This window comes from Micromonospora sp. WMMD812, from assembly GCF_027497215.1.
GTDB lineage: Bacteria > Actinomycetota > Actinomycetes > Mycobacteriales > Micromonosporaceae > Micromonospora.
Map to the genome: position 1 here is coordinate 5696663 of NZ_CP114904.1, position 25055 is coordinate 5721717.

The following is a 25055-nucleotide window of genomic DNA, read 5'->3' on the forward strand; positions in this document are numbered from 1 at the left end:
CTCCCGTGCGGTGGCGTCGAGGTGCGCCGTGGCACAGCGTGACGGGCCGAGGCAACAAGGTCAATCAGGCGCGGTCCGTAGCTTCGTGTCCGTCTCAGGCAGGAGGCGCCTCCTCCTCAGGGACGATGGGCGCGTCACCGGTCACGCCCGGGGCGACGGCCGCCCGCGTGGGCCGGCCGCTCGGGCGACTGCGCGTCGCCCGCCGCTCAGGGGGTCGCGGGGGCCAGCGCGATCCACGTCGCCCGGGCGCTGGCGAGCAGCGTGCCGTCCGGGCCGTACAGACTGGTGTGCACCCGGGCCTTGCGCTCCTCGACGTCGACCGTCACGCCGGTCACCACGCACTCGTCACCCGGCTGCGGCAGCGCCTCGACCAGCGCGGCGATCCGGCCCAGGACATACGGGCGGCCGGGGGCGATCACCGACCACCCGCCCGGGCAGTCCAGCGCCGCCCAGGCCGTCGCCGTCGTGACCTGCTCCGGCGCTCGGAACGGCGCGGCCGTCCGGCCGTCCGGCAACCGGCCGGGGAAGATCCGCAGCCCGTCCGGCCGCTCGGGACCGCAGACGTAGCAGCCGGGGAAGGGGTGGTCGACCAGTCCGGGGTACGCCGCCGAGGCGGCGGTCGCGGTCGCCCGGTCCACCGGCGGCACCACCGCGTCGAACCCGGCCGTCGGGCGTAGCTCGGCGACCACCAGCCCGGCCGGGTCGCGGACCTCGCCGTCGACGAGGCTCAGCGGGATGTCCAGCGGCGGCGGTCGGCGCAGGGTCACCTCCACCGGCCCGGGCACCTCGGCGGCGCCGGCGAAGACCCCGGCGCTCCAGCCGCCGTTTCCCGAGCCGGGTGGCCCGTTGTAACGGGATTCGATGCGCATCGGCGGCCTCCGTGCGGACGCGGCCCGGCGTCGTCGCCGGGCTTCGCCCGGCAGCTTCGCACGGTTCCGGTGGCCTGGCGCACACGGGCCGCCGACCGCCGTTCACCGGATCGACACTCCTCGCCACCCGGACTGGCAACCCGGGACCCCTACACAGATGCCATGGCCGTTCTGCACGCCGCTGGGACCCCCCTCTCGACCAGCGGTTACACCCTGTCGATCGCCGATGACCCGACCCAGGTCGCGGCCGCGCAACGCCTCCGTCACGAGGTGTTCGCCACCGAACTCGGCGCCACCCTGCACCCGGGGAGCGACGGGCTCGACGTCGACCCCTTCGACCAGTACTGCGACCACCTGATCGTCCGGCAGGAGAGCACGGGCCAGGTGGTCGGCACGTACCGACTGCTGCCGCCGGGCCGGACCGACCGCCGGTACTCCGAGACGGAGTTCGACCTGGCCGCGCACGACGCGCTTCGGGACGATCTCGTCGAGACGGGCCGTTCCTGCGTCCACCCTGATCATCGCTCCGGCGCCGTGATCAATCTGATGTGGGCCGGCATCGCCCGTTACCTGCATCTGCGCGGATCCCGCTGGCTGGGCGGGTGCGCGTCGGTGCCGGTGGCCGACGGCGGCAAGGCGGTGGCCGAGGTGTGGGCCCTGGTCCAGGCACGGCACCTGGCGCCGCCGCCGCTGCGCGTCAACCCGCTGCGGCCCTGGTTCGCCGAGGCGCCCGCCGACGGACTGGAGCCGGTCGGCGGTGCGGCCGGTCGCGCCCTGGTGCCGCCGCTGCTCCGCGGCTACCTGCGGCTCGGCGCCTGGGTGTGCGGCGAGCCGGCGTACGACCCCGACTTCGGCGTCGCCGACTTCTACGTGCTCTTCTCCCTGGACCGGATGAACCCGCGTTACCTGCGGCACTTCCTGGGCGGAGCGGACGAGTGACCACGGTGCCGCACGACCTCTGGCGTCCGTCGTCCGGCTGCGGCGAGCAGTGCCTGCCGGTGCCGGGGGAGGTGCCGACCGTACCGGTCGCCCTACGGCTGGGCCGGATGCTCGCCGGGGCGGGGATGCTCCTGGCCGGCGCCGGGGTGGCCGCCGCACTGCCGCTGCTGCCGGCGCGGGACGGGCAGGCCGCCGTGCGGGCCTGGGCCCGGGGGACGGCGCGCGCGTTCGGGGTGCGTCTGCTCGTCCGCGGCCGGTTGCCCCGGCGGCGAGCGCTGCTGGTCGCCAACCACGTCTCCTGGCTGGACATCCTCGCGGTGCTGGCCGTCGGGCCGGCCCGGATGGTCGCGAAGCACGAGGTCCGGTCCTGGCCGCTGGTCGGGCTGCTGGCCGCCGCGGCGGGCACCATCTTCGTGGACCGGTCCCGGCCGCGGGAGCTGCCGGCCACGGTGCGCCGGGTCGCCGACGCGCTGCGGGCCGGCCGACCGGTCGCGGCCTTCCCGGAGGGTACGACCTGGTGCGCGGGCGAGGGCGTGGTGGACTGCCGCCCCGCCGGTGGCTTCCGGCCGGCCGTCTTCCAGGCGGCGGTCGACGCCGGCGCGCCGGTGGTGCCGCTGCGCCTGAGCTACCGCTCGTCGGCCACCGGGTCGGGCACCACCGCGGCGGCCTTCCTCGGCGAGGACACCCTGCTGCGCTCGGTGCGCCGGGTGGTCGCGGCCCGGGGGCTGGAGGTCAGGGTGACCGTGGGCGCGGCGCTGCACCCGGGTGCGGACGCGGACCGACGCCTGCTCGCCCGGACCGCCGAGTCGGCCGTACACCTGGTGCCCGCGCCGCCGGTGCTGGTCCCGCTGCAGCCGGCCGGTGCCCCGACCCCGGCGACCGCACCGGTCCCGGCGACCGCGCTCGCCCCCGCGACCGTGCCGGTCCCCGCGACCGTGCCGGTCCCGGCGGCGGTGTCGGGCGGCGCGGCCGTGCCGGTCGCGGCTGGCCTGGACGCGCCGCACGAGGCGACCGCGGTCACCGTCCCGGCCGGGCTGGTCCCGCTGGCCGGGTCCGGCGCCCAGGACGGCGGCGAGCCGGCCGGCACGGGGCGGGGGCTCGACCTGGCGGCCTGACGAGACGCGACAGTCTTGTGCTGTCGCGATGTATCGCGTTATCGTTCGTCCCGTCGGACGCGCCGTCGGCGTGTCGCGAAGGGAGGACGCCATGGCCGGTTGGACGGTCGACAGCCCACAGCGGCTCACTCTGGACGGCCCGGTCACCCGGCTCGACGTCCGACTGTTCACCGGGCGGCTGAACGTCGTCGCCACGGACGGCCCGGCCCGGGTCGACATCACCCGGGTGGGGCGCCGCCCGGTGCTGGTCGAGCACCAGGACGGGCGGCTCTCCGTCCGGCAGGAGCGCGGCCGGCGCTGGTCCGACCTGTTCTGGTGGGGGCCGTGGGGGTGGCCGCGGGTGGACGTCTCCATCGCGGTCCCCGCCGACGTGTCGGCCGGCCTGCGCCTGGTCGACGGCTCGTTGGTCGTCTCGGGCCTGCGCCGGCAGACCAAGGCCGACGTCACCTCCGGTCAGATCACCCTGATGGGGCTGCGCGGGATCACCTCCGCGAAGATCGTCTCCGGTCCGGTGGAGGCGCTCGGCGTGGCCGGCGACCTCACCATGGAGACCGTCTCCGGCGAGGTGATCCTGGCCGACGGCGCCGCGGCGCAGGTCCGGGCACAGACCGTCTCGGGGGCGATCACCTGCGACCTGGACAACCCGCGACGCAGCGAGATCCGGCTGCACACGATCTCCGGCAGCATCACCGTCCGGGTGCGCGAGGACAGCGACCTGGCCGTCCGGCTGCACACCACCGCCGGCCGGATCACCAGCGGCTTCCCCCAGGTGCGCACGGAGTCGACGCTCGGCTCGGTGAGCAACAGCGAGGGGGTCCTCGGCGCCGGCGCCGGTAAGCTCTGGGCGTCCGCCACGTCCGGCAGCATCGCGCTGCTCGCCCGCCCGGTGGACGAGGACGACGAGGAGGAGCTGCCGTGACGGGCGTGTTCAGTCACGGGCGGCTCCGGCTCTACCTGCTGAAGCTCCTCGACGACGGCCCGAAGCACGGTTACGAGTTGATCCGGCTGCTGGAGGACCGCTTCCTCGGCCTGTACGCCCCGAGCGCCGGCACGATCTACCCGCGGCTGCAACGGCTCGAAGCGGAGGGCCTGGTCAGCCACACCGCCGCCGGCGGGCGCAAGACCTACGAGATCACCGAGGCCGGCCGCGACGAGCTGCGCCAGCGCGCCGGCGAGCTGGTTACCCTCGAGTCGGACATCGCGGCCTCGGTGGAGGACCTCTCCAGCCTGGCCGGCGAGATCCAGACGGAGGTGCGCGGCTCGGTCCGCGACCTCAAGCGGGAGCTGCGGGAGGCCGCCCGGCAGACCCGGCGGACGCGGTGGGAGCCGCCACCGTTCGTGCCGGGCCCGCCGCCGCGCCCCGAGCCCGCCGCGCCCCTGCTCGCCGAGTTCGACGAGCGGCTGGCCACCTTCGCCGCCGAGGTGGGCCGGCTGGTCCGGGCCCGCCGGTTCAGCGACGCACAGCTGAGCACCGCGATCCGGCTGCTCGACGGCGCCCTGGACGGGCTCCGCCGGCTGCTGCGCTGACCCCGGCGAACGCGCGGGCGTTTCCGGCATCGGGAGTCGATCAGGCAGACTGTCGGTGCGGGCGCTCGGCGCTCACAGCCTTTTTGCAGGAAGCGTCCAGCGCGGGCGCAGCCGGGGCACGGATGATGGGGCAATGCCCGCTACCCAGACCGAGGCGCGACTGCTCGTCGTCGAGGACGACCCCAACATCCTCGAACTGCTCTCCGCGAGCCTGCGGTTCGCGGGCTTCGACGTGGCGACCGCGACCAGCGGCAGCGCGGCGCTGAACGCCGCCAAGGACCACCGGCCCGACCTGGTGGTGCTCGACGTGATGCTGCCCGACCTGGACGGGTTCGAGGTCATCCGGATGCTCCGCGAGGGCGGCACGCGTACGCCGGTGGTGTTCCTGACCGCCCGGGACGCCACCGACGACAAGATCCGCGGGCTGACCCTGGGCGGCGACGACTACGTCACCAAGCCGTTCAGCCTGGAGGAGTTGACCGCGCGGATCCGGGCGGTGCTGCGCCGTACGAGCAGCGGCGAGGCCGCGCCCTCCCGGCTCACCTTCGCCGACCTGGAGCTGGACGAGGAGACCCACGAGGTCTACCGGGCCGGCCAGCGGGTGCAGCTGTCGCCGACCGAGTTCAAGCTGCTGCGCTACCTGATGCTCAACGCCAACCGGGTGCTCTCCAAGGCGCAGATCCTCGACCACGTGTGGAACTACGACTTCCGCGGTGACGACAACATCGTCGAGTCCTACATCTCCTACCTGCGCCGCAAGGTGGACACCACCCAGCCCCGGCTCATCCACACCCTGCGCGGGGTGGGGTACGTGCTGCGCAAGCCGGCGGCGTGAACGCCGTTCACCAGGCGAAGGGGCGGCTGCGGAGCGTACCCCTGCGGGTGAAGCTGGTCACCGCGGTGCTGGCCCTGGTCGCCGTGGCGCTCCTGGTGATCAGCTCGCTGACCACCTTCTTTCTGCGTAGTTATCTGGTCGGCCAGGTGGACGGGCAGTTGCAGAGTGCCAGCCGTGCCCTGGGCCCGCTGGTCCCGCTCCTGCGCGCCGGCCAGGTGAAGGCGTCGCTGCCCAGCGACTACGTCGTGGTGCTCGCCGACCGCGACACGGTGAGCCAGCCCAGCTACGACGACATCGCGCTGGACCCGCCGCAGCTGCCCCGCTTCCCCGCCGACGTGTCGGGGTTCGCCGCGCGCGAGGGCGAGCCGTTCACCGTGACCTCCCAGGACGGCCGGACCCGCTGGCGGGTGTACTACGCCGCGCTGTCCGAGGACGAGGTGCTGGCGGTCGGGCAGCCGCTCACCGACGTCGACCGGGCGGTGAAGCGGCTGGTCTGGATAGACCTGCTGGTCGGCGGCGCGGTGCTGGTCATGCTCGCGTCGCTCGGCGCCGCGATCGTCCGCACCAGCCTGAAACCGCTCGTGGAGATCGAACGCACCGCCGCCGCGATCGCCGGCGGCGACCTGACCCGGCGCGTCCCCGACCCCGAGGAAGGGCAGGAGTACCCCACGTCGGAGCTGGGCCGGCTGTCCCGGGCGCTCAACGCGATGCTGACCCAGATCGAGGCGGCCTTCACCGCCCGGGCCGCCTCGGAGACGGCGGCCCGCTCGGCCGAGGTGGCCGCCCGGGACGCGGCCGTCGCCGCCCAGGCGTCCGAGGCGCGGGCGCGGCGCTCGGAGGAGCGGATGCGGCAGTTCGTCGCGGACGCCTCACACGAGCTGCGTACCCCGCTGACGACCATCCGCGGCTTCGCCGAGCTGTACCGGCAGGGCGCGGCGCGGGCGCCGGAGCAGACCGCCGGCCTGCTGCGCCGGATCGAGGACGAGGCGGCCCGGATGGGGCTGCTGGTGGAGGACCTCCTGCTGCTCGCCCGGCTGGACCGGGAGCGGCCGATCTCGCTGGCCCCGGTGGAGCTGCCGGTGCTCGCCGGCGACGCGGTGCAGGCCGCCCGGGCGGTGGCGCCGGACCGGCGGATCCAGTTGGAGATCGAGCCGGGGTCCGGTCCGCTGGTGGTCCTCGGGGACGACGCCCGGCTCCGGCAGGTGATCGGCAACCTGATGACGAACGCGCTGACCCACACTCCGCCGGACGCCTCGGTGACCCTGCGGCTGCGTGCCGAGCCCGGCAACCTGGCCGTGGTGGAGGTCGCCGACACCGGCCCCGGTCTCTCCCCGGAGCAGGCGGAGCGGGTGTTCGAGCGGTTCTACCGGGCCGACGCCGCCCGCACCCGGCGGGCCGACGGCAACACCGGCACCGGCCTCGGCCTGGCCATCGTGGCGGCCCTGGTGACCGCCCACCACGGCATGGTCGAGGTGGGCGAGACGCCCGGCGGCGGGGCGACCTTCCGGGTGCGGCTACCCCTGGTGCCCGAGGCCGCCGAGGTCGTCGAGTGACTTTCAGCCAACTTCCAGTCGGGTTCCAGGCTGGTCGCAGTGGCACGGGAGAAGGTTGATCCATGACCGAGTACGAGTCCGACCCGCAGCGCCGGCCGGCCCCCACCGACGCCGAGCCGTCGCACCCCACCGCCGAGCTGCCGCGCGTGGAGCGCGCGCAGTCCGACTCCCCGACCACCGAGCCGGCCGTGGCCGGCACGGTTGCCCGGGACAACGACCAGACCGTCGCTGACGACGCCCCGGGCGCCATCACCCCGGAGCCCGCCCGCGTCGACGTCTCCGGCGCGACCGGGACCGGGCCGGACGCCGACCCGACGGTGCCGGTCGCGACCGCCGGCGGCGCTCCCGTCGGCCCCCACGCGGCCTACCAGCCGCCGGCCGCCGTCCCCGCCCAGCCCGGCCACCCCGTCTCCGGGCAGCCCGGCCACCCGATCTCCGGTCACCCGGCGCCCGGCCACCCGCAGCCGGCGGCCGGCGGCTACTCCGGCGGCCACTGGTACCCGGGCCAGCAGTCCGGCTGGACCGGCGGGGGTCAGCCGGGTGCGTACGGGCAGCAGCCGCAGCACGCGGCGCACCCGGGACCGTACGGACAGCCGCAGCACGCGGGTCAGCCCGTACCGCCGTGGACGCCGGGCGGCCAGCACACCGGGCCGCGTCCCGGTCGGGTCGCCAAGTTCGCCGGCGCCGGCGTCGCGGTGCTCGCCCTGATGCTCGGCTCCGGCGTCGCCGGCGGCGCGCTCGCGCTCGCCGTGGACGGTGACGGCGGCGGCATCACCCGCACGTACTCCGCCGCCCCGGTCATCAACGGCGCCGACCTGCCGCGGATCGCCGCCTCGGTGCAGGACAGCGTCGTCTCCATCGCCACCGAGAACGGCGAAGGCTCGGGTGTGATCCTCACCGCCGACGGCTACGTGCTCACCAACAACCACGTGGTCGCGTCGGCCAACGGCGACACCGTGCGGGTGGTCTTCGCCGACGGCAAGAGCGCCGAGGCGGAGATCAAGGGCACCGACCCCAAGACCGACCTCGCGGTCGTCAAGGCCAGCGGGGTGAGCGGCCTGAAGCCGGCCACCTTCGGCGACAGCGACGGGATGCAGGTCGGCGACCAGGTGCTCGCGCTGGGCAGCCCGCTCGGCCTGCAGGGCTCGGTCACCGCCGGCATCCTCAGCGCCCGGGACCGCACCATCCAGGCCGGTGAGGGCCAGGAGCAGGACCCGCGCCAGGGGGCGAGCTCCATCGCCGGGCTGCTGCAGACCGACGCGCCGATCAACCCGGGCAACTCCGGTGGCGCGCTGGTCAACACCCGGGGCGAGGTGATCGGCATCAACACCGCGATCGCCACCTCCGGGCAGAGCACCGGCAACATCGGCGTCGGCTTCGCCATCCCGAGCAACAAGGCCAAGGACGTCGCGGGCAAGCTCCAGCGCGGCGAGAAGGTGAGCCACCCGTCGCTCGGCGTCAGCGTGAACATGGCCGAGGGCGGCGGCGCGCTGGTCGCGGCGGTCACCTCGGGCAGCCCGGCTGAGAAGGCCGGCCTCCAGCGCGGCGACGTCATCACCCGCTTCGGCAACACGATGATCAACGACTCGGACGACCTGGTCGGCGCCGTCCAGGCCGGCAAGGTCGGCGACCGGGTCGAGGTGCACTACAAGCGGAACGGTTCCGAGGCGACGGCGACCGTGACGCTCGCCGAGACGTCCTGACCGACACCTGAACCTGCCTCCTCCCTCCGGCGGCGGGTGACGGGGCCAAGGGGGTTGGCTCCGTCGCCCGCCGCCACCCTTCCCGCCGACGGCGGTTCACCCGATCCGGGTGAACCGCCGTCACCCGTAGCGGGGGCAGTCTCGGCGGGACCGGTGAGGGGAGGGCGGGATGAGCACGGCAGCCGAGGCCCGCGAGGACCAGCGGATCCAGCAGGACGTCCTGGCCGAGCTGGCCTGGGACGCCGAGGCGCAGCCGAACGAGATCGGCGTGAGTGTCGAACGGGGTGTGGTCACCCTGACCGGCTGGGTGGACAGCTCCGCCCGCCGATGGGCCGCGACCCGCTGTGCGCAGCGCGTACGCGGGGTGCGGGCGGTCGCCGACGACATCGAGGTGGACCTGCCCGGCAGCCCGGGCGCCACCGACCCGGAGATCGCCATCGCCGCCGGCCGGGCGCTGGAATGGGACAGCTTCGTGCCCGCCGAGCGGCTCGACGTGACGGTGGCCAACGGCTGGGTGATGCTCCGCGGCGAGGTCGAGTTCGGGTGGCAGCGGCGCGCCGCCGAGCGGGAGCTGCGCCGGCTGCGGGGAGTCCGCGGGATCACCAACCTCATCGAGGTACGGCCGCCCGCCCCGACGGACACCGACCGGATGCTCCGCGACGTACGCCGGGCGCTGGGCCGCGCCGTCGGCACCGAGCGGGTGTCGGTGGCCGTGGACGGCGACACGCTCGTCATCAGCGGGGTCGTGCGCTCCTGGTGGGAACGGGACCAGGCGGAACGGGTGGCCTGGTCGGCTCCTGGCGTCCGGGCGGTGGAGGACCAGCTGCTCGTCGGCGAGTGACCACACGTCCGGGTTGTCCGGTTTATCATCGATGCCATCGGGGAAAGCGGCGGCGACCACGCGTACCGGCAGCCAGCGGAGGGCCCACTCCGGGGACCAACGGGAGGACTCGTGGCCGTGAACCACCCGCCGACCGGTCGCCCAGACGACCGGCCGCTGCGGATCGCCATGGTCGTCCCGCCGTGGTTGACCGTGCCCCCGCCCGGCTACGGCGGGTTGGAGCAGGTGGTGGCGGGGCTGGTGGACGCCCTCACCGACCAGGGGCACGCGGTGACCCTGTTCGGCACCGGCGACCGGCACGGCACCGCCGCGCAGGGCTTCGTCTCGACGGAACCGGCCGTGCAGTACGAGCGACTCGGCGAGGCGCTGCCGGAGCTGGCCCACCTGGCTCGGGTGCGGCGTCGCATCGGTCCGGCGGACTTCGACGTGATCCACGACCACACCACCATCGGTCCGCTGGTCGCCGGGCGGCGGGCGGTGCCGACGGTGGCGACGGTGCACGGCAACCCGGTGGGCGAGTACGGCGACGTGCTCAGCGACACCGACCAGGGGGTCGGCCTGGTCGCCATCTCACACGCCCAGCGTCGGCTGAACCCGGGACTGCCCTGGGTCGGCACGGTGCACAACGCGCTTGACCTGCGGACGCTCCCGCGGAAGACCGCGCCCGGCCCGGGGCCGGTGCTCTGGCTCGCCCGGTTCAGCCCCGACAAGGGGCCGGACGTCGCGATCCGCGCCTGCCGCGAGGCCGGGCTGCCGCTGCTGCTGGCCGGCAAGTGCAACGAGCCGCCCGAACGCCGCTACTACGACGAGGTGGTGGCGCCGATGCTCGGCGACGACGTCGAGGTGGTGCTCAACGCCGATCGGGCGGCGACGCTGCGGATGCTGGTCGACGCCCGCTGCCTGATCATGCCGATCCAGTGGGAGGAGCCGTTCGGCATGGTGATGGTGGAGGCGATGGCGACGGGCACGCCGGTGGTCGCGCTCGGCCGGGGCGCCGTGCCGGAGCTGGTCCGGGATGGGGTGACCGGGCTGATCTGCCGCGGTGCCGCGGAGTTGCCGGCGGCCCTGCGGGCGGTGGAGCGGCTCGACCCGGCCGACTGCGTGGCGCACGTGGCGGAGAACTTCTCGACCACCCGGATGGCGGAGGGCTACACGGCGGTCTACCGGCTGGTCGCCGCCGGTGCCACCGCGCTCGGCGTACGCGAGCCGGCGCCGGTCAGCGTCCGCTGACGCCGATTCAGACCCGGGCGGCGGCCAGCCCGGCGATCGCCGCGTCCAGCCGGACGGCGCCGGCCCGTCGCGAGCGCGGCCGGGGTCGAGCCGGCGACCGGGCCGGCCGCCGCGCGGCACGGTCGTGCCAGGATGAACGGCATGGCGGGGGGACCGGTGGCGTTCGTGCTCGGGGGCGGAGGTGTGCTCGGGGCGGTCGAGGTCGGCATGCTGCGCGCCCTGTTCCGCGCCGGCATCCAGCCCGATCTCGTGCTCGGCACGTCGATCGGCGCGGTCAACGGCGCGCTGGTCGCCGCCGACCCGTCCGAGGCGGTCACCGACCGGCTGGTCCGGCTCTGGGCCTCGCCGGAGGCGAGCGAGGTGTACGGCGACTCGGTGGCCCGGCAGCTGCGCCGGTTCGCGGCCCGGACCCACCTGCACTCACCCCGACCGCTGCGCCGGCTGCTCGAGGCCGAGCTCGGGCCCGACACCACCTTCGCCGACCTGCGGGTGCCCTTCCGGTGCTGCGCGGCGCACATCGAGCGCGCCGCCGAGCACTGGTTCGACAGCGGGCCGGTGGTTCCGGCGGTGCTGGCGTCCGCGTCGGTGCCCGGCCTGCTCCCGCCCACCGAGATCGACGGCGCGCACTACATCGACGGCGGGATCGTCAACTCCATCCCGATCGGCGAGGCGGTCGCCGCCGGGGCCACCCGGGTCTTCGTCCTCCAGGTCGGCCGGATCGAGCGGGAGCTGTCGCCGCCCCGCCGGCCCTGGGAGATCGCCCAGGTCGCCTTCGAGATCGCCCGGCGACACCGGTTCTTCCGCGAGATGGCAGCCCTGCCCGACGGGGTGGAGGTGCACGTGCTGCCCACCGGTGGGCTGAATCCGCGCGACGACACGCCCTGGGCCTACCGGGACATGGCGGCGGTGGGACGGCGGATCAGCCGGGCCTACACCGCCTCCCGGCGGTACCTGGCCAACCTGGAGCGTTGATGCCACTGCCACCGCGGTGGGTACGGCGGGTGCTGCTGGCGCCCGCCGTGGTGGTCCTCGCGTTCGCGGTGGTCACCACGCTGCCGGTCTGGGCGCTGCTCGCGGTGGCCCTGTCACCGCTGGTCCCGGGCCGGCTGCGCCCGCTGCGCCTGCTCTGGATCGGCTGCGTCTACCTGGTCTGGGACGCGGCAGCGCTGCTCGCGCTCTTCGCGCTCTGGCTCGCCGCCGGCTTCGGCCTCCGGGAACGCTCGCCGGCCTTCCAGCGCGCCCACTACCAGCTCGCCGGCTGGTTCCTGCGCGTGCTGTTCTGGCAGGCCCGGTGGACGCTGCGGCTGCGGATCGACGTGGTCGGCACCGACCCGGACACCGCGCTGCCCGGCCGGCCGGAGCTGGTGCTCTGCCGGCACGCCGGGCCCGGCGACTCGTTCATCCTGATCCACGCGCTGGTGAACTGGTTCCGACGCGAGCCGCGGATCGTGCTGAAGGAGAGCCTCCAGTGGGACCCGGCGATCGACGTGCTGCTCAACCGGTTGCCGAACCGCTTCATCGCGCCACCGCGGGACGGCGACCAGGGAGAGGAGCTGCTGCGGCAGATCGCGCACCTCGCGACCGGGCTGGACGACGACGACGCGTTCGTGATCTTTCCGGAGGGCGGCAACTTCACCCCTCGCCGACGGCTGCGCGCCATCGCCCGGCTCCGCTCGCTCGGTCTGGAGCGGATGGCGCGGCGCGCGGAACGGATGCGGCACGTGCTCGCCCCGCGGCCCGGCGGGGTGCTGGCCGCGCTGGACGCCGCGCGGGAGGCCGGGGTGATCTTCGTGGCGCACACCGGGCTGGATCGGATGATCACCGTCACCGATGTCTGGCGCGAGTTGCCCATGGACAAGCGGATCGTGATGCGGTTCTGGTCGGTGCCGCCGGAGGAGGTTCCGGCCGACCGGCAGGAGCGCATCGACTGGCTCTTCGACTGGTGGGCGCGGATCGACGAATGGATAGCGGCCAATCATGACGGCGCCGCGTAGGGTGCGGTCGTGGACCAGATCAGCGTGGTGACGACGGTGGTGGACGCGCGCTCGGTCGCCGACGTGCTGGCGGCCGCCGCCGTCGCCGGCCGGCTGGCCGCCTGCGCGCAGGTGGGCGGGCAGGTGGACAGCACGTACTGGTGGCGCTCCGGGGTGGAGACCAGCACCGAGTGGTCGGTCCAGTTCAAGACCGCGCCGGACCGGGTGGTCGCGCTGGTCGAGCAGATCCGGGCCAGCCACCCGTACGAGGTCCCGGAGATCCTGGTGACCCGGGTGGAGAGCGGCGACCCGGCGTACGCGACCTGGGTGTACGAGCACACCCGTTCCTGAGTACGCGCACTCTGGTCCGGGCACCCGGCGGGTGTCCACGATGGCCCGGTGGAGAACAGCCCCTACCCCTGCCCCGCGTGCGGCGCCCCGGCCGACCTGATGGGCGGCTGCACCGGCTGCCGCCGGCCGCCCGACCGGGAGGCCGCCGAGGTGATCCGGCTCGACCGGGACCTCGTCGCGCTCGGCGCGGACGTGGAGCGGGCGCGGCTCGCGTACGCCGAGCTGGCCGCGCGGTTCCAGCACACCCGGCAGCGCCGGGCGGAGTTGGCCGACCGCGTCCGAGCCCGGGTGGCCGCGCCGGTCGTACCGCTGCCGGAGCGGCTGCCGCCGCGGCCCCCCGCGGATCCCGGGCAGCCGGAGACGTCGGCCCGTACGATGCAGGGTCTGCTCTTCGTCCTTGGTGGACTGCTGCTCGGCACCGCCGCGGTGGTCTTCACCGCGGTGGCCTGGGCGTCCGTCGGGATCGTCGGGCGGGCGCTGATCCTGGCCGCGTTCACCGCGCTCGCCCTGACCGGGCCGCTGGTCGCGGTGCGGCGCGGGCTGCGCGGCACCGCGGAGACGTTCGCCGCGGTGGGGCTGCTCCTGGTGCTCCTCGACGGGTACGCCGCCTGGTCGGTGGATCTGGGCGGAGTGGCCGACTGGCCCGGCACCCGCTACGCCGCGCTGGTCGGGGGGGCCAGCGCGGCGGTGGCGGCGGGGTACGCCCGGCTCAGCCGGTTGACCGGGCCGTGGTTCGCGGCACTGGTGGCGGCCCAGCCGGTCCTGCCGCTGCTCGTCGCGGAGGCCGGGCCGGCCGCTGACGGCTGGGCGGCGACGCTGGTCGGCGTGGCGCTGCTGGACCTCGCGGTGCTGGCCGCCCTGACCCGGGGGGCGGCGCGCGGCGGGGCGGCGCTGGTCGCCGGGCGCGTGCTGGCCTGGACGGGGTTCGGCCTGGCGCTGGTGGCGGCAGCCGGCGGCGCGCTGGTGTCGCTAGGGCAGGGCCGGGCGGCGGGCACGCCGCTGCTGGCCGGCCTGCCGCTGCTCCTGGTGGCCGCCACCGTGGCCGGCGCGGCGCTGCTCGCTGGTGACCAGACGTTCCGGCAGGTGGCCATCGGGGCGCTCGTGCCGGTGCTCGGGGCCGGGCTGCTGCGCCCGGTGGCCGAGCTGCGCCCGTCCGAGCTGCTGCTGGCCACGGCGGTGGTCGCGGCGGGGCTGGCCGGGGGCGTCGTCCTGCTCCCGACCGGATGGCGTCGCGGCCCGCGGGTCGCGGCGCTGCTGGTGGCGGCCGGCGCGACGGCGGTCACCGTCGTGCTCACCGCCCTGTTCGCACTCAACACCGTCGGCCGTTCACTGCCGCCGTGGGGTGGCGGCGGCCTTGGTCCGGATCTCGCCTGGGGCTGGCAACTGCCGGTCGCCGTGGCGCTGGCCGTGGCCGCGGTGTCGCTGTCGGCGCCCCGCGCCGTGCGGTCGCTGGCCGGGCCGGTCGGCCTGGCGGTGACCCTGCTCGCGGTGCCCGCCGGCTGGCCGTCGCCGTGGCCGGCGGTGGTCGCCGTCGACCTGGTCGGAGCCGCGGTGCTGCTGCTCGCGGTGGCCGGGCGTCCTCGGTGGGCCGGTCCGGTGCCGGCCACGGCCGCCGCGGGGGCGCTGCTGCTGGGGCACGGGCTGCTCGTGGCGCTGGCCGCGCCGGTCGGGGCGCTGACCGCACTCGGGTCGGTGGTGGTGCTCGGGCTGGTGGTGGCCGCCCTCGGCCGTCGGGCACCCGCGGCACCGGTCGCGGTCACCGGGCCGGCCCTGACCGCCGCGCTGCTCGCGGTGCCGGCCGGTGTCGCCGTCGCCCTCCTCGCCAGCGGCGCGCCCTCCTGGTGGCAGTCCCGGGGCGCGTTGGCCGCCGCCGGGCTGCTGTTCGCGGCGCTGCTCGCGGTCCGCCGCCACTGGCCCGAGCTGGGCGGGTACGCCTCGACCGCGCTCGCCGCCGCGCTGACGGTGGCCGGCGTCGCGCCGGTGCTGGTGCCCGCCGACGAGCCGGTGGCGCTCTACGCCGCGCTGGCGGTGCTGCCGCTGGCGGCCGGTCTGCGATCCCACGGCGACGACGTGCTTCGGACGGGCGGAAGCGTCCTCGTGGTGGTGACCGGGGCCGCGGCCGCGCCGGCGCTGCTGGCGGCGCTGGTCACCCCGTACGGGCGGACGGTCGCGATCTGGTCCGGCCCGCCGGTGGCGGACGCGGTGCCGGCGTCCCTCCCGTCCGGGCTGGCCCTGGTGGTGCTGGCGGTCGCCGCGGCGCTGGCCGGTCGGGCATACCGCGCGTCGCGGTGGACGGCGCTGCTCGCCGCCCTGCCGTTCGCCGCCGCCGCGTGTCCGGTGCTGCTGGTCGCGGCCGGAGCGCCCTGGCCGGTGACGCCGGCGGTCTCCCTGCTCCTCGGTGTGGCGGCGCTCCTGGCCGCGGCCCTGGCCGCCCCACGCCGGCTGCTCGTCCCGGTCACCGTGCCGGTCGGGCTGCCGCTGGTGGCCGCCAGCCTGGCCGGGCTGGTCGCCACCCGGGCGGGCACGCTCGCCGGCCTGGGCGTGCTGGTGGTCGCCGCGACGGTGGCCGGCGCGGCGGGACGGCGGGTCGAGGCGCGGATCGTCGGCAGCCTGGCGGCGGTAGCGGCGGGCGTGGCCTTCGCGCTCGCCGCGTCGCTCGCCGGGGGGCTGCCGCTCCGCGAGGCGGCGTTCGCCGTGCTCGGCGTGGCCGCGCTGACCCTGGCCGCGGCAGCGGTGACCGCCGGAGCGGCATCGCGTCGGCGGGTGCTGGACGTCGCGGCCCAGGCGGTGGCGCTGGTCGCGCTCCTGCTCGCCGTCGGCGCGTTGCGGCACGCGGCGGCGATCTGCGTCCTGTGGGGTGCCGCGGTCGGCGTACGGGTGCTGCGCCGGGGTGAGCCGGTCGACCGGCGCTGGGCCTTCGCCGGCATCGCAGGCGGCAGCGAGCTGATCGGCGCCTGGCTGCTGCTGGCCAGCGGCGGGGTGGTGCTGCTCGAGGCGTACACCCTGCCGGCGGCGGCGCTCGCCCTCGCCGCCGGTCTGACGGCGTTGCGGAGCCGGCCGGAGCTGACCAGTTGGCTCGCGTTCGGCCCGGGGCTCGGCGCGGCCCTGTTGCCCGGCCTGGTGTCGGTGCTGGTGGCGCCGGAGCCGCAACCGTGGCGGCGGCTGCTGCTCGGCGTCGCGGCGCTCGGGGCGGTGCTCGGCGGCTCCACCCGTCGCTGGCAGGCCCCGGTGCTGCTCGGCGGCGCGACCCTGGCCGTGCTCGCGCTGCACGAACTGGTCCGCGGCTGGGACCTGCTACCCCGGTGGATCTTCCTGGCGGCCGGTGGCCTCGCGCTCATCGGGCTGGCCGCCACCTACGAGCGCCGCCGGCGGGACCTGCTCCGGCTTCGGGGCGCGGTGGGCCGGATGGGCTGAGGGTAGGGCCTGCCCTACCCCTCATTCGGGGGCTGTCAGGGTTACTCAGCGCAACCGATCTCCGGAGACTCGATGATGGGGGTCGAGCCGTACGGGCGGCCGGACCACGAGGAACGGGAGCGGCGATGGTGCTCGGAGCGGTGGCGGATCCGCCGGTACGACGGGGGAGTGACTACGCACAGTTGTCGCGGCGGATCAGTCAGGCGGGCCTGCTGGAGCGGCGTCCGGGCTGGTACGCGACCCGGATCGTGCTCACCGTGGGCGCCTTCGTCGCCGGCTGGGTCGCCGTGGTCCTGGTCGGGGACTCGTGGTGGCAGGCGCTGGTCGCGGTCGGGCTGGCGGTGGCCACCACCCAGGTGGCGTTCCTCGGCCACGACGCGGGGCACCGGCAGATGTTCCGTCGGAGGGGGCCGAGCGAGGTGGTCGGCCTGGTCGCCGGCAACCTCGCCGTGGGGCTCAGCTACGGCTGGTGGGTCGACAAGCACAACCGGCACCACGCCAACCCGAACCACGAGGACGAGGACCCGGACGTCGGGGCCGGCGCGCTGGTCTGGACGTACGAGCAGGCGCGCGACACCCGGGGCTTCGGCCGCTGGCTGGCCCGCCAGCAGGCGTTCCTGTTCTTCCCGATGCTGCTGCTGGAGGGTCTGAACCTGCACGTCGCCAGCGTCCGGGCGGTCGTCGGGCGGGAACCCGCCGGCGGGTTCAGCACCCCGATGCGGCACCGGGTCGTCGAGGCGCTGCTTCTCGGCGCGCACACCCTCGGCTACCTGGCCGTCCTGCTGCTGGTCATGTCACCCGGGAAGGCGCTGGTCTTCGCCGCCGTCCACCAGGGACTGTGGGGCCTCTACATGGGCTGCGCGTTCGCCCCGAACCACAAGGGCATGCCGATGCCGACGGCGGAGGACGACCTCGACTTCCTGCGCAAGCAGGTGCTCACGTCGCGCAACGTGCGGGGCGGCCGGTTCGTCGACACGGCGTTGGGCGGGCTCAACTACCAGATCGAGCACCACCTCTTCCCGAACATGCCGCGGGCGAACCTGCGCCGGGCCCAGCCGATCGTGCGGGACTACTGCGCCGAGCGAGGCATCCCGTACGAGGAGACCGGGCTGGTCGACTCGTACCGGCAGGCGCTGGGCCACCTGCACGAGGTGGGCCGACCGCTGCGCGGGTGAGCCCGGCGGGTGAACGACGGTGGGGGCGGTGCCGGTCGGCGCCGCCCCCACCCGTCCGGGCCGGAACTACCCGTTCAGGGCCTTGATCAGCTCCTCCGGAGCCTCCTCGGTCTCACCCGCGGCCGGCTTCGCCACCTTGACCGCCGTGCCGAAGTCGGAGTAGGTGGTCACCATCTTGCCGAGCGACTCGTGCAGCACGCTGGTGTCCACGGTCATCTCGGTGAGGCGACCCTCGGCGTCCACCTTCGCGGTGAACGGGACGGCCTTGGCCTTGTCGCCGAGCGCCTGGATGTCCTTGTCGTTCGGCACGGTGCGGGTGTAGTCCATGGTGCCCGCGTACGTGCCCTCGCCGGTCTTCTGCACGTCCACCACGCTCTTGACGAGCTTGTTGGCGCCGACCGGGTCGTCCTTGGTGATGACGCTCAACTGGCTGTTCTCACTGAGCGCGGCGGTGTTCACGTGCAGCCAGTTCTTCGACGCGCCGGGAACTCCGCTGATCTTCAGGTAGGAGTCGTCGCCGACCGTCCGGACGCCGAACGTGCCACCGCCCGCGGTCATCGTCATCTCCGCGGTCATGGTCTTCGGGTCCAGCACCCCGTCGCCCTTGAGCACGCTGGATTCGATCTTCATCCGAACGCTCTGCTCGTTGAGCTTCAGCGCGGCGGCGTTCAGCGCGGCACGCGGGTCCGCCGGGGCGCTCGTGGCGGGTGCCGCGTTGCCGTTGGCGGCTGGATCGTCCGCTCCCGACTGGTTACCGCAACCGGTCAGACCGAGTCCGAGTGCTGCGACGAGCGCGACCCCCGCGGTCGCCAGCCGTCGACTTCTCATGATGGATTACTCCTCGTGAAGGTTGGGCCGGGCGACGACGTCAGTCGATCCCGACCGGGCCGCTGGCCAGCCTAGCCAAACTGTTCCAACAGGGCGCGTCGATACCTGGGCGTGGCGCCCGCCGCTCGCGGCCGCCCACCGGCCGGCTCGGGTGGGGGCCGATTCGGCGGGTGACCGACCTCGTGCCCCGCCGGCCGGAGACCGCCTGTCGATGCCCCGCCGCCTCGCACCGGTAGGGTCTGGGCATGGCAGACGTGCTCACCGCGGAGGCGGTGGAAGACGAGCTGGGCGGGCTGACGAGCTGGTCGGGAGACCCCACCGGCATCAGCCGCACGGTGGAGTTGGCCAGTTTCCCGGACGCCATCACGGTGGTGGACCGGGTCGCGGCGACGGCCGAGGAGCTCGACCATCACCCCGACATCGACATCCGGTGGCGGACCCTGACCTTCCGTTGCGTCACCCATTCGGCCGGCGGGGTCACCGACCGTGACGTCGCGTTGGCCCGTCGGATCGACGAGATCATCCGGAGTGCCCGATGAGATTCGAGATCAGCAAGGTGCTGGACGCCATCGAGGGCCGCGTCTGCATCGACCCGTCCCTGGCCCGGGCCGTCGTCGACCTCGCGGAGGTGATCCGCTTCCAGGACCTCGACGGCGGCCGCCCGGCCAGCCTGCTCCGGCTCGGCATGGTGATCGACGCGCTCTCCCGGCAGCTCGAAGAGGACAGCGTCCAGGTCTACGCCGTGGTGCACCGCGCCCTCCTCTCCGACGCCGACCTGACCTCGAACGAGCGGATGGTGGTCCGCCGGTGGGCCGACGACGGGTTGGTCGAGGTGCTCGACAACCCGGGTGACCGGATGCTGGAGGTCGCCGACCTGCTCGGGCTGCCGGTGCTCAGCCGGGTCCGATTCGACGGCCTGCGGGGCCGGTTTCCCTGGCTGGTCGAGCAGGCCGGCCGGGTTCTCGCCCCGGTGCCCGGCGCCGGCGGACCGGCCTTCATCGCCCACGTCGGCGGCGGTGACAAGCCGGTGTCGGGCAGCCGGTCGCCGGCCGGGGTCAAGCTCCTGGCCCGCCGGTGGCGGTGCCCGGAGCCGGGCTGTGCGCTCTTCGGCGGGGGCGGTGGCGGCGGCGCCTTCGCCGACCTGGCCCGGGTGCAGAGCAGCCCCGTGGGGCAGGCGCCGCCCACGCTGCGCGGTGGCGTGCCGACCTGTCCCCGGCACGGCGCCCGGCTCAGCGACGCCGGCCCGCGCCCGCGGTCCGAGGTGCTCGCGGTGCGGATCGGCGGACTGGTCCGACGGCGGTTCGTGCTCACCGAGGAGCAGCCGGTGCTGGTCGGCCGGGCGCCCGAGCGAGACGGTGGGATCACGCTCGGGCAGTGGCTCAACGACGAGGCCCGGCGCTGGATCAGCCGCAGCCACGTCCAGCTCGAGCTGCGGGTCGGCGAGGTGATCGTGACCGACGTCAGCACGAACGGCTCGGGCATCCGGCCGGGCGGCTCGATGACCGAGTCGGAACGCGTTCCGCTCGCCCCACAGCAGTCCCGGGTGCTGGCCGAGAACGACATGGTGGAGCTCTACCCTGGCGTGCAGGTCGGCCGGGCCGAGGAGCTGCCCACCGGTGCGCCCTTCACCCCCGCCTCTGTGATGGCCGAGGCACCGACGATGGCGATGCGCCTACCCCGTCCCTGACCGCCCTGCCCGGGTCCGAGGCTCCGCTCCGCCCCGGTCCGACGTCCCGCTCCGTGCCGGTCCGACGTCCCGCTCCGCCCGGGTCAGACGTCCCGGTCCGTCCGGGTCCGGCGTCCCGCTCCGTCCGGGTCCGGCGTCGCCGGCCCGGCCCGGACGCGCCCCCGGGCGGCCAACCAGCTCGCGAGCGTTATGACTCAGAGGCATAAATATGGCTCTTGTGATTGATGTGTGGGTCGGGGTCATGGTCGGGGTAGTTCGGGTCGGTGGCCGCCGAGGCTGAGCATGGCCAGGGCGATGAGGGCTTCGGCTGAGTGGAAGCCGAAGGCCATCCGGGTGATCAGGCGGATCTTGGTGTTGACCGACTCGATCCGGCCGTTGGACAGGCCGTGTTCGATGGCGGCGATGATCTGGTCGCGGTGTCGCGTGACGCGTCGTTGCAGGTCGACGAAGACGTCGATGCGGCTGCGTCGGGCCCATCCGATCCACCGGTCGAGGGCTTCGACCGCCGTGGTCGGGCTGGTCCTGGCCAGGGTGAACACCAGCCGTAGGCCCTCTTTCAACGCCCAGGCCCGGTGCAGGCGGGGATGGGTCTTGGCGATCCAGGCGAGTTTGGCCTGCTGGGCGTCGGTGAGGTTGTCGGGGTTCTTCCACAACGCCCAGCGGGTGTTCTTCAGCTCTCGGGCCTCGCCGGTGGCGACACCGCGGCGGCCGGCTCCTCGCCCGGTGGTCTCGTTCCATGCCTGACGGCGAACCCGGTCAACGGCGTCGGTGGCCCAGGCCACCACGTGGAACGGGTCGGCGCAGCGGACCGCGTTCGGGCACCTGCGCCGCACGACCGTCGTGATCCAGTCCGCGCCGTCGGCCGACACGTGCGTGATCTTCGCGGCCCGCTCGGGACCGAGCAGGTCGAAGAACGCCTGTAACGTGGTGGCGCTTCTACCCGGCGCCGCCCACACCAACCGGCCGCTGTCATGGTCCACGACCACGGTCAGATACCGGTGCCCCTTCTTGTAGCTGACCTCGTCGATCCCGATACGACGCAACCCGTCATACCGGTCCTCAAGGCCACCGGTATCGGCCCATACCCGGGCCACGATCGACCCCACCGTGCGCCAACCGACCCGCATCAGCTGCGACACCGCCGACTTCGCCGTGTGCACCGCCAACCACGCCACCGTCGCGTCGAACGCCCGTGTGTGCCCCGCCCCGTGACGCGCCCACGGCACCGCCGCCACGACCACCCCATGCACCCGACAGGACACCCGAGGCGCGTCCGCCTCGATCACCGCCCGCACCGTCCCGAGATCCAACGCCCGCCACCGACGACGCACCCCAGCGTCATAACGGGCACACCGCCGCCGGCAATACGGACACCGCCGCGACGCGCCCTTACGCACCCGCACCCGAGCCACCACCACCGACTCGTCCGGATCGAACTCCACACCCTCCACCACCGCCTGCTCGACCCCGAGCAGCCCAGCCCATACCCTGGCAGAACGCACGCCGTTCTCCCGCCCATCCAGTTCTGACCTCGACAAGCCAGAACCTAGGCAGGACAACGGCGTGCGCCATCAAGGACGCGCCCAACCACCCACAAACACGTCACAAGAGCCATTAATATGCCTCTGAGTCATAACGCTCGCGGAGTTGGTCCCTCGCGTCCGAAGCCCGGCGTCCGAAGCCCGGCGTCCGAAGCCCGGCGTCCGGTGCCCGGCGGGCAACGGGGGCCGGGGGAGGGCGCTCGGGGCCGGCCTCTCCTACGACAGGCATAACGACGGCGGGCGTCCGGGACCAGATCCCGGACGCCCGCCGTCGTAGTACGACGTTCAGCCGGCCAGGACGGCGGCGAGCTGGGCGACCGCGTGGTCGATCTCCTCCTCGGTGACCACCAGCGGCGGAGCGAGTCGGATGGTCGAGCCGTGGGTGTCCTTGGCGAGCACGCCGCGCTCGGCGAGCCGCTCGCACGCCTCACGGCCGGTCATCAGGGCCGGGTCGATGTCCAGGCCCGCCCAGAGCCCACGCCCGCGGACCGCGACGAGACCCTTGCCGATCAGAGCGGTCAGGCCGGCGTGCAGCCGGGCGCCCAGCTCGGCCGAGCGGCGCTGGAACTCTCCGGTGGCGAGCAGCCGGACCACCTCGACCGCGACCGCGCAGGCCAGCGGGTTGCCGCCGAAGGTCGAACCGTGCTGACCGGGCTTGAGCACGCCGAGCACGTCGGCGTCGGCGGCCACCGCGGACACCGGCACGATGCCGCCGCCGAGCGCCTTGCCCAGCAGGTACATGTCCGGGGTGACGCCCTCGTCGTCGCAGGCGAAGGTCGCGCCGGTCCGGCCCAGGCCGGACTGGATCTCGTCGGCGATGAAGAGCACGTTGCGCTCGGTGCAGACCCGGCGTACGCCGGGCAGGTAACCCGCCGGCGGCACGACGACGCCCTGCTCACCCTGGATCGGCTCGAGCAGCACCGCGACGGTGTTCTCGTCGATCGCGGCGGTGAGCGCGTCCAGGTCGCCGTAGGGGACGACGGTGAACCCGGGCGTGTACGGCCCGAAGTCCGCGCGGGCGTCCTCGTCCGTCGAGAAGCTCACGATGGTGGTCGTGCGGCCGTGGAAGTTGCCCTCGGCCACCACGATGTTGGCCTGGCCGGCCGGCACGCCCTTGACCTGGTAGCCCCACTTGCGAGCCACCTTGATCCCGGTCTCCACCGCCTCGGCGCCGGTGTTCATCGGCAGCACCAGGTCCTTGCCGCACAACTCGGCCAGCTCGCGGCAGAAGTCGGCGAACTGGTCGTGGACGAACGCCCGGCTGGTGAGGGTCAGCCGGTTGAGCTGGGCGTGCGCGGCGGCGATCAGCTGCGGATGCCGGTGGCCGAAGTTCAGGGCCGAGTAACCGGCCAGGAAGTCGAGGTAGCGCCGACCGTCGACATCGGTCAGCCAGGCGCCCTCGGCCGAGGAGATCACCACCGGCAGCGGGTGGTAGTTGTGCGCGGTCCAACGCTCGGCGTCCCGCACCGCGCCCGGCGTACGCAGCATGTCGTCGATCACTTGCCTGCCTTTCCCTGTCGGAGTCGCAACGTGCAGCACTTCGGTCCGCCGCCGGCCTTACGCAGCTCCGACAGGTCGACACCGATGGTCTCGTAGCCCCGGTCGCGCAGCTTGGCGGCCAGGTCGGTGGCCTGCGCGGGCAGCACCACGTGCCGACCGTCGCTGACCGCGTTCAGGCCGAGCACCTCCGCGTCGGCCATCGTGGCGTGCACCGCGTCCGGGAAGAGCCGGCGCAGCACGGCCTGGCTGCCGGGCGAGAAGGCCTCCGGCAGGTACGCCACCGTGCGCTCGTCGAGCACGGTCAGCGCGGTGTCCAGGTGGTAGAAGCGCGGGTCGACGAGCTGCATGGTGATCACCGGGTAGCCGAAGACCTCCTGCAGCTGGGCGTGCGAGGCGTGCGCGGTCCGGAAGCCGGTGCCGGCGAGCAGCAGGTCACCGGCCAGCAGGACGTCGCCCTCGCCCTCGTTGACGTGCTTCGGGTCGGACAGTTCGAAGCCGGCGGACTCGAACCAGGCCCGGTAGGCGGGGGCCTCGTCGGCGCGCTGCGGGTCTCGGAACTGCACCGCCATCGCCCGACCGTCGATCACCGTGCCGCCGTTCGCGGCGAAGACCATGTCGGGAAGGCCGGGCACCGGGGTGATCTCGTCGACGGTGTGGCCCAGGTCGCGGTAGACCTGCCGCAGCTGCTCCCACTGGCGGATCGCCAGGCCGGCGTCGACGGGCGCGGTCGGGTCCATCCACGGGTTGATCGCGTAGTCCACGGCGAAGTACGTCGGCCGGCACATCAGAAAGCGCTGGCGGGTGGCGTCCATCGTCATTGTCGTGCTCCCAGGGTCGGGCGCGCCCGGCCACCGTCGGCCCACGGGCTGGCGCCGTTGTTCAACGTTATGCGGCGTCGTCGGCAGGATCCACCGCTGACACTTGCACGAGGCGGCTGTTCGTTGCGTCTGAGTGACGATCAGCATCGGATCGTTGCGCCAGCGCGGGGGCCACGCGCGTGGGGGCCGACCCCGGACAGACTTCAGGGGCGGCGAACCGCCGCCCCTGAATGGGTGTCTGCCCGGCTGGTGAACCACCAGGCTGGTCGGGCTGTGGCCGGTGCACCACCGGCGCTGGTCGCCGGCGCATCGCCGGCGAGCCGGACAGTGCCCGCTAGAACCGGTCGACAAACTGTGAGTCAAGCCACTCCCGGAACCGCGGGACCCAGTCGCCGTCGGTGGTCGGCCAGTCGAACTGGCCGGTCATCGCGAGCACGCCGAGGACCACGGCGCCGAGCCCGAAGACGATGCCGAACAGCGCGTCCGTCTTGCCGGCGACGTGCCGCCGACGGGTGGCGACGAGCCCGAGCACGGAGAGCACCGCGCCGACCGCGCCGAGCCCGATGCCGTACCCGGCGAGGGTGCCGGTGAGCACGAACAGCGCGCCGGCGACGCCGATCACCAGGCCGAGGGTGGCGAGCAGGCTGGCCCGCGGCCGGGGGCCGCGCACCACGGGTCGCGCCGGCTCGACCCGGTCGGCGTCCGTGGCGACCTGCTCGGTGCCGTCCGGGCGCGCCGTCCGGTCGCGGTCGACGTCGGAGCCGCGGTCGACGGTGCGCTCCGGGGTGGTTTCCGGGTCGCGTCGCGCTCCAGCGTCGGCCGGGCGGGCGGTGGCCGCACGCGCCACGGCGCCCCGCTCCGCGGCCCGCCGCTCGGTGTCGGTGACCGCCTCGCCGCCGGGCGCGGCATTGCCGCGGTGCGTCGACCGGTCGGCGTCCCGGTCCGTCCGCGCCGGGGCGGGGCTGGTCGGCGCCGTCCGGTCCGCGCCGGCCGGCGTCGATCCGTCCGGGCCGGTGGCGACCGGCGTGGATCCGTCCCGGCCGCTGGTGGCCGGGGCGTCGCGGCCGTCGATGCGGCCGTCGAGGTTCTCGTCCCGCGTCGGCGCCGGTTCCGACCGGCGCGACAGCGAAGGAATCTTGACCACAACACACCTCCT

The 25055-nt window shown here is 74.5% G+C and carries 21 protein-coding genes and 1 pseudogene; 16 read left to right on the forward strand and 6 right to left on the reverse strand.

Annotated features, from left to right (window positions below; translation table 11 throughout):
• Positions 1-206: 206 nt before the first annotated feature.
• Complete coding sequence (locus tag O7603_RS26410) at positions 207-869, reverse strand: hypothetical protein (protein WP_281572444.1); 663 nt, start codon at positions 867-869, stop codon at positions 207-209.
• A gap of 162 nt (positions 870-1031) precedes the next feature.
• Here O7603_RS26410 and O7603_RS26415 point away from each other — a divergent pair, with 162 nt between their 5' ends.
• The 14 genes and pseudogenes from O7603_RS26415 (at position 1032) to O7603_RS26480 (ending at position 17525) form a co-directional block, all read left to right on the forward strand.
• Positions 1032-1808 carry a GNAT family N-acyltransferase gene (locus O7603_RS26415; RefSeq protein WP_281572445.1) on the forward strand — a complete coding sequence of 259 codons (777 nt, stop codon included), beginning with the start codon at positions 1032-1034 and terminating at the stop codon, positions 1806-1808.
• Positions 1805-2644, forward strand: a pseudogene (locus O7603_RS26420) (lysophospholipid acyltransferase family protein); the annotation flags it as partial. The gene O7603_RS26415 and the pseudogene O7603_RS26420, both read left to right, overlap by 4 nt.
• A 370-nt stretch (positions 2645-3014) precedes the next feature.
• Positions 3015-3842 (forward strand): DUF4097 family beta strand repeat-containing protein, encoded by an 828-nt coding sequence (locus tag O7603_RS26425; RefSeq protein ID WP_281572446.1) that lies wholly within the window; start codon positions 3015-3017, stop codon positions 3840-3842.
• Positions 3839-4450 (forward strand): PadR family transcriptional regulator, encoded by a 612-nt coding sequence (locus O7603_RS26430; protein WP_281572447.1) that lies wholly within the window; start codon positions 3839-3841, stop codon positions 4448-4450. The genes O7603_RS26425 and O7603_RS26430 overlap by 4 nt, the downstream gene beginning before the upstream one ends.
• 133 nt (positions 4451-4583) lie before the next feature.
• Positions 4584-5285 (forward strand): response regulator transcription factor, encoded by a 702-nt coding sequence (locus O7603_RS26435; RefSeq protein WP_281572448.1) that lies wholly within the window; start codon positions 4584-4586, stop codon positions 5283-5285.
• A complete protein-coding gene (locus tag O7603_RS26440) occupies positions 5282-6838 on the forward strand; it encodes a HAMP domain-containing sensor histidine kinase (RefSeq protein ID WP_281572449.1) in 1557 nt (518 codons plus the stop codon). Before O7603_RS26435 ends, O7603_RS26440 begins: the two co-directional genes overlap by 4 nt.
• 62 nt (positions 6839-6900) lie before the next feature.
• Positions 6901-8541, forward strand: coding sequence for a trypsin-like peptidase domain-containing protein (locus O7603_RS26445; protein WP_281572450.1), 1641 nt, complete (start codon positions 6901-6903; stop codon positions 8539-8541).
• A 169-nt stretch (positions 8542-8710) separates the two neighbouring features.
• On the forward strand, positions 8711-9382 hold the full coding sequence (locus O7603_RS26450) for a BON domain-containing protein (protein ID WP_281572451.1): 672 nt from the start codon (positions 8711-8713) through the stop codon (positions 9380-9382).
• Positions 9383-9550: 168 nt separating this feature from the next.
• Positions 9551-10612: a glycosyltransferase family 4 protein gene (locus O7603_RS26455; protein ID WP_281576816.1), complete on the forward strand. Its 1062-nt coding sequence runs from the start codon at positions 9551-9553 to the stop codon at positions 10610-10612.
• Positions 10613-10753: 141 nt separating this feature from the next.
• A complete protein-coding gene (locus O7603_RS26460; protein WP_281572452.1) occupies positions 10754-11584 on the forward strand; it encodes a patatin-like phospholipase family protein in 831 nt (276 codons plus the stop codon).
• Positions 11584-12606: a 1-acyl-sn-glycerol-3-phosphate acyltransferase gene (locus O7603_RS26465; RefSeq protein ID WP_281572453.1), complete on the forward strand. Its 1023-nt coding sequence runs from the start codon at positions 11584-11586 to the stop codon at positions 12604-12606. Before O7603_RS26460 ends, O7603_RS26465 begins: the two co-directional genes overlap by 1 nt.
• A 9-nt stretch (positions 12607-12615) precedes the next feature.
• Positions 12616-12936 carry a divalent-cation tolerance protein CutA gene (gene cutA, locus O7603_RS26470; RefSeq protein ID WP_281572454.1) on the forward strand — a complete coding sequence of 107 codons (321 nt, stop codon included), beginning with the start codon at positions 12616-12618 and terminating at the stop codon, positions 12934-12936.
• Positions 12937-12984: 48 nt separating this feature from the next.
• On the forward strand, positions 12985-16350 hold the full coding sequence (locus O7603_RS26475; protein WP_281572455.1) for a hypothetical protein: 3366 nt from the start codon (positions 12985-12987) through the stop codon (positions 16348-16350).
• A gap of 125 nt (positions 16351-16475) precedes the next feature.
• Entirely contained in the window at positions 16476-17525 is a 1050-nt protein-coding gene (locus O7603_RS26480; protein ID WP_281572456.1) for an acyl-CoA desaturase, read from the forward strand.
• Between the two features lie 66 nt (positions 17526-17591).
• Here the strand turns inward: O7603_RS26480 and O7603_RS26485 are convergent, their stop codons facing one another.
• The gene (locus tag O7603_RS26485; RefSeq protein ID WP_281572457.1) at positions 17592-18353 is read right to left on the reverse strand and encodes a hypothetical protein; all 762 of its coding nucleotides are present in this window, start codon (positions 18351-18353) and stop codon (positions 17592-17594) included.
• A gap of 245 nt (positions 18354-18598) precedes the next feature.
• Here O7603_RS26485 and O7603_RS26490 point away from each other — a divergent pair, with 245 nt between their 5' ends.
• On the forward strand, positions 18599-18892 hold the full coding sequence (locus O7603_RS26490; RefSeq protein ID WP_281572458.1) for a 4a-hydroxytetrahydrobiopterin dehydratase: 294 nt from the start codon (positions 18599-18601) through the stop codon (positions 18890-18892).
• Positions 18889-20040 carry an FHA domain-containing protein gene (locus tag O7603_RS26495; RefSeq protein ID WP_281572459.1) on the forward strand — a complete coding sequence of 384 codons (1152 nt, stop codon included), beginning with the start codon at positions 18889-18891 and terminating at the stop codon, positions 20038-20040. Before O7603_RS26490 ends, O7603_RS26495 begins: the two co-directional genes overlap by 4 nt.
• 239 nt (positions 20041-20279) lie before the next feature.
• Here O7603_RS26495 and O7603_RS26500 read toward each other — a convergent pair whose 3' ends face one another.
• The 4 genes from O7603_RS26500 to O7603_RS26515 all read right to left on the reverse strand — a co-directional run bounded on the left by O7603_RS26500 (position 20280) and on the right by O7603_RS26515 (position 25043).
• The gene (locus O7603_RS26500) at positions 20280-21542 is read right to left on the reverse strand and encodes an ISL3 family transposase (protein WP_281572460.1); all 1263 of its coding nucleotides are present in this window, start codon (positions 21540-21542) and stop codon (positions 20280-20282) included.
• Positions 21543-21866: 324 nt separating this feature from the next.
• Positions 21867-23081 (reverse strand): ornithine--oxo-acid transaminase, encoded by a 1215-nt coding sequence (rocD, locus tag O7603_RS26505; RefSeq protein ID WP_281572461.1) that lies wholly within the window; start codon positions 23079-23081, stop codon positions 21867-21869.
• Positions 23078-23893, reverse strand: coding sequence for a dimethylargininase (ddaH, locus tag O7603_RS26510; RefSeq protein ID WP_281576817.1), 816 nt, complete (start codon positions 23891-23893; stop codon positions 23078-23080). Before ddaH ends, rocD begins: the two co-directional genes overlap by 4 nt.
• A 340-nt stretch (positions 23894-24233) precedes the next feature.
• Entirely contained in the window at positions 24234-25043 is an 810-nt protein-coding gene (locus O7603_RS26515) for a thrombospondin (RefSeq protein ID WP_281572462.1), read from the reverse strand.
• Between the last annotated feature and the right edge of the window lie 12 nt (positions 25044-25055).